Origin of the sequence: Saccharopolyspora sp. (genome assembly GCF_017434145.1) — a bacterium.
Classification (GTDB): domain Bacteria; phylum Actinomycetota; class Actinomycetes; order Mycobacteriales; family Pseudonocardiaceae; genus Saccharopolyspora_C; species Saccharopolyspora_C galaxeae.
The window spans coordinates 1-4,554 of sequence record NZ_JAFRFW010000382.1; the positions used below are offsets into that span (position 1 = coordinate 1).

The following is a 4,554-nucleotide window of genomic DNA, read 5'->3' on the forward strand; positions in this document are numbered from 1 at the left end:
CCGCGGCGGCCATCTCGGCGGCGCCGAGCGCGACCGGCACGGACGGGCCGTAGGCGATCAGCGTGGCGTCCGCGCCGGGCCTGCGCACCACCGCCCGGCCGATCGGCGGCACCTCGCGCGTGGTGTCGACCTGCTCGGTGCTGAAGTAGTGCTTCTTCGGTTCGAGGAAGACGACCGGGTCCGGATGCTCGATCGCCGCCCGCAGCAGCCCGTAAGCGTCCGCGTTGGACGAAGGCGCCACCACGGTGAGTCCCGGGGTGTGCGCGTAGTACGCCTCGGACGAGTCGCAGTGGTGCTCGACCCCGCCGATGCCTCCGGCGTAGGGCACGCGCACCACCACGGGCAGCCGGACGCGTCCGCGCGTGCGGTTGGCCATCTTCGCCAAGTGGCTGGTGATCTGCTCGAACGCGGGGTAGGCGAACGCGTCGAACTGCATCTCCACGACCGGGCGCAGCCCGGTCATCGCCATCCCGATCGCGAGCCCGGCGATGCCCGCCTCGGCCAGCGGCGTGTCGAAGCAGCGCTGTTCGCCGAACGTCGCGGTCAGCCCGTCGGTCACCCGGAAGACCCCGCCGAGCGGGCCGACGTCCTCGCCGAACACGACCACCGAATCGTCGGCGGTCATCGCATCGCGCAGTGCCGTGTTGAGCGCCCGGGCCATGGACAGCTGTGTCTCCGCGCCCGGGATCGCAGTCGTCGCGGTCACCGGTTCTCCTCCTGTGCAGCCAGTTCCGCTTGCAACACCGCGGCCTGCGCGGTCACGTCGGGTGTGGGCCTCGCGTGCACGTGGGCGAACAGCTCGGCCGGGTCGACCGGGGAGTCCGCCGCCAGTGCGGTGCGGACGCGCTCTGCCTCGGCCTCGGCCGCCTCGGCGATTTCGGCGTCGGCCCGGTCGTCGAGCACTCCTTCGGCGCGCAAGTGCGCGCCCAGCCGGATCAGCGGGTCCCGCGGTTGCCACTCCGAGACCTCCGCATCGGCGCGGTACCGCGCCGCATCGTCGGCGTTGGTGTGCGCTTCGAGGCGGTAGGTGTCGGCCTCGACGAGCGTCGGGCCCGCACCGGCCGCGGCTCGCTCGACCGCCTCCTGCAGCACCACCGAAAGCGCCGCGGCGTCGTTGCCGTCCACCAGCACGCCCGGCATCCCGTAACCGACGCCCTTGTCCGCCAGCGAAGGCGCCACCGACTGCCGCGCCAGCGGAACGGAGATCGCGTACTTGTTGTTCTGCACCAGGAACACGACCGGCGCCCGCAGCACCGCGGCGAAGTTGAGCGCCTCGTGGAAATCGCCCTCGCTGGTCGCCCCGTCCCCGCACAACGCCATGACCACGGTGTCCTCGCCCTTGAGCCGCGCGGCGTGCGCCACGCCGACCGCGTGCGGCAGCTGCGTGGCCAACGGTGTCGCCTGCGGAGCCACCCGGTGCCGCAGCGGGTCGTAACCGCAATGCCAGTCGCCTGCCAGCAGCGTCAGGACTTCGACCGCATCCACACCGCGGGCGGCGGCCGCGACCGAGTCGCGGTAGGTCGGGAACAACCAGTCGCCCGGGCGCAGCGCACCGGCCGCGACGACCTGGCAGGCTTCCTGACCGCGCGAAGACGGGTAAACCGCGAGCCTGCCCTGGCGGACCAAGGCACCGGCCAGTTCGTTGAGCCGCCTGCCCAGCACCATCGCGCGGTAGTGCTCCAGCAGCGATTCCGCCGGTGGCAGCGAATGGCGCTGGTCCTCGACCACCGCTCCGTCCGCCGCCAGCAGCCGGATCGGCCCATCCCGCGTCATGCGCACCTCCGCGTCGAACAGATCTCCCTGGATTGTGCGCAGCGCTGCTATGTTCTGCCCACAAGTGCGTCGATTTCGCAGACACAGTGCCGAAAAAGCACTTCGGGAGGAGTCAGATGTCCAGCAACGGCGGCACTCCGGAAGGCGCGGGCGGACAGATTGCTCCGGGCCTGGACGAACTCGATCAGAACATCCTGCGCGAGCTCAGCCGCGACGGCCGGATGGCGGTGCGGATGCTGGCCCAGCGGTTGAACATCTCGCGCGCGAACGCCTACACCCGACTGGAACGGCTCAAGCGATCCGGCGTGCTGACCGGTTTCACCGCGGTGATCGACCCGGCGCGAGCGGGACTGTCCACATCGGCCTACGTCACCCTCACCGTGCGGCAGAACTCCTGGCGCGACCTGACGCAGCACCTGCGGCGCATCCCGGAGGTCCGGCACATGGCGCTGGTCGGCGGGGAATTCGACGTGATGCTGCTGGTGCACACGACCGACAACGAACACCTCCGGCGCGTGGTGCTCGAACAGCTGCCGAGCCTGCCCGGTGTGCGCGGCACGCGCACCCACTTGATCTTCGACGACATCCGCAACGATCCCGCCGACAGCGGCGGCTGAGGTGCCCGGCCGACTCTTGACCTGACACCGCGCGCACCGCACGCTTCCGGACACCGGCCGCGCCTGCGCCGGAGTGCGGAGGTTCGCATGGGCTGGGATCTGATCATCGTCGGCGCCGGTTCTTCGGGCGCACCGCTCGCGACGCGTTGCGCGCAGCGGGGCAAGCGGGTGCTGCTGCTGGAAGCAGGAGCGGACTACCGCTCGGCCGAGATGCCCGAGGCCTGGCGCTCCCCCAACCCGGGCCGGGCGTTGCTGGATCCCGCGGCGGCCGCGCACCTGCTGTGGGCGGGTCTCGACGCGACTCGCACGGACGAGCAGCCGCCTGCGCCGTACTGGCGCGGCAAGGGCGCTGGCGGGAGTTCCGCGGTCAACGGCCAGATCGCGATCCGCCCGCCGCTGGAGGACTTCGACGACTGGGCCCTCGCGGGCTGGTCGCGCGACGACGTGCTGCCGTACTTCGTGAAGCTGGAGGACGACGAGGCTTACGGCCACCTCCCCTACCACGGCCGTGGTGGCCCGACTCCCATCTACCGGACGCCAGACCACGAGTGGGGTGCGGTCGACGCCGCGCTGTGCCGATCGGCGCTGGACGCCGGGTACCCGTGGGCCGAGAACGTCAACGCGCCGGGCGCCACCGGGGTCTCGCCCTACCCGATCAATTCGCGTTCCGGACGACGGGTTTCGGTCAACGACGCATATCTGGAAGCGAACCGGGACAGCGGCGGGCTCACGGTGCGCGGCGATGCTCTGGTCGAGCGCTTGGTCTTCGCCGGGGACCGGGCCGTCGGGGTCGAGGTGCGCATCGACGGGCGAGCGGTCACCGAGTACGCCGACGAGATCGTGCTCAGCGCCGGAGCGATCCACTCGCCCGCGATCCTGCTGCGTTCGGGGATCGGTCCCGGTGCCGAGCTGCGGGCGCTGGGCATCGAGGTCCGCTCGGACCTGCCGGTCGGGCGCGGGCTGCAGGACCATCCGCTGGCGCTCGTCGAGATCCCGCTGACCGCCGAGGCCACCGTCACGGACCCGGACGCCCGGCACACCAACGTCTGCGTGCGCTACGCCAGCTCGCCGACGGCGAGCAACGACATGCTGCTGACCGCCATGAACCGCAACGTGCTGTCGATGGCCGGAGCCGACACCGGCGCCGGAGCGGGTGCGTTCGGAGTGTGGGTCAACCAGTGCCACTCCCGCGGCTTGCTGCGGCTGACCTCGCTCGATCCGGAGGCGCAGCCGCAGGTCCAGGAGCGGATGCTCTCCGACGAGCGGGACCTCGCGCGGATGCGCGACGGGCTGCGCGCGCTGGTCGAGCTGGCGCGCGCCCCGGCCACCGCGAAGATCACCGAGGACTCGCCGGATTCGCACAACAGCGCCTTGTTCGCCGCGCTCGACGACGACCGCGCGCTGGATCGGTACCTGCTGAGCACGGTCGCCGACGCGCAGCACGCCACGAGCACCTGCCGGATGGGCGGCGCCGGTGACCGCGACGCGGTGGTCGACCCGGACTGCCGCGTGCTCGGGTTCGATGGCTTGCGGGTGATCGACGCGTCGATCTTCCCGTCGGTGCCGCGGGCCAACACGAACCTGGCCGCGATCATGGCCGGTGAACTCATGGCCGACCGCCTGCGCTGAGCCGGATCTTCGCAGCGGCCACGTCGATTACCGTCGTGCGCCGGGTCGCTCAGCCCGGAGACCCGATGCCGGACTCCGGCGGCGGCCCGGCAAGATCGGCCGCGTCTCGCCGGACGCGATAGGAGGCTGCGTGCAGTACTCGGATTACCGCGAACACGACGGGCTCGGCCTGGCGGAGTTGATCCGCACCGGTGCGGTGCCCGCCGCCGAGGTGCTGGAAGCCGCGGTGGCGCGCGCCGAGGACGTCGGCCCGCGACTCGGGGCGCTCACGCAACGGCTCTACGACCAAGCCCGCGAGCGCGTGCGCAGCGGCGCACCCGAAGGTCCGTTCGCAGGAGTCCCGTTCCTGCTCAAAGACCTGCACCAGGAAGTGGCCGGGCTGCCGTCCAGCGGCGGATCACGCGCGCTGCGCACGGTTCCCGCCGCGGAGACCGCCGAGGTGGTGCGCCGCTGGACCGACGCCGGGCTCGTCGTGTTCGGCCGCACGAACACCCCTGAGTTCGGCGCGAAACCCATCACCGAGCCGACCGTCTTC

General features: G+C 71.7%; 5 protein-coding genes. 3 read left to right on the forward strand and 2 right to left on the reverse strand.

The features are described from left to right. The coding region (locus IJH84_RS10395) for an alpha-ketoacid dehydrogenase subunit beta (RefSeq protein WP_295143285.1) at positions 1-661 on the reverse strand (661 nt) is incomplete at its 3' end. Positions 662-702: 41 nt separating this feature from the next. Further along, positions 703-1,773, reverse strand: coding sequence for a thiamine pyrophosphate-dependent enzyme (locus IJH84_RS10400; protein ID WP_200070429.1), 1,071 nt, complete (start codon positions 1,771-1,773; stop codon positions 703-705). 116 nt (positions 1,774-1,889) lie between these two features. Here IJH84_RS10400 and IJH84_RS10405 point away from each other — a divergent pair, with 116 nt between their 5' ends. The 3 genes from IJH84_RS10405 to IJH84_RS10415 form a co-directional block, all read left to right on the forward strand. Further along, positions 1,890-2,390, forward strand: coding sequence for an Lrp/AsnC family transcriptional regulator (locus IJH84_RS10405; RefSeq protein ID WP_295143276.1), 501 nt, complete (start codon positions 1,890-1,892; stop codon positions 2,388-2,390). Between the two features lie 87 nt (positions 2,391-2,477). After that, complete coding sequence (locus IJH84_RS10410; RefSeq protein WP_295143279.1) at positions 2,478-4,019, forward strand: GMC family oxidoreductase; 1,542 nt, start codon at positions 2,478-2,480, stop codon at positions 4,017-4,019. A gap of 130 nt (positions 4,020-4,149) precedes the next feature. Beyond that, positions 4,150-4,554 (forward strand): amidase family protein (locus IJH84_RS10415; RefSeq protein WP_295143282.1); only part of this gene is annotated, 405 nt, incomplete at its 3' end.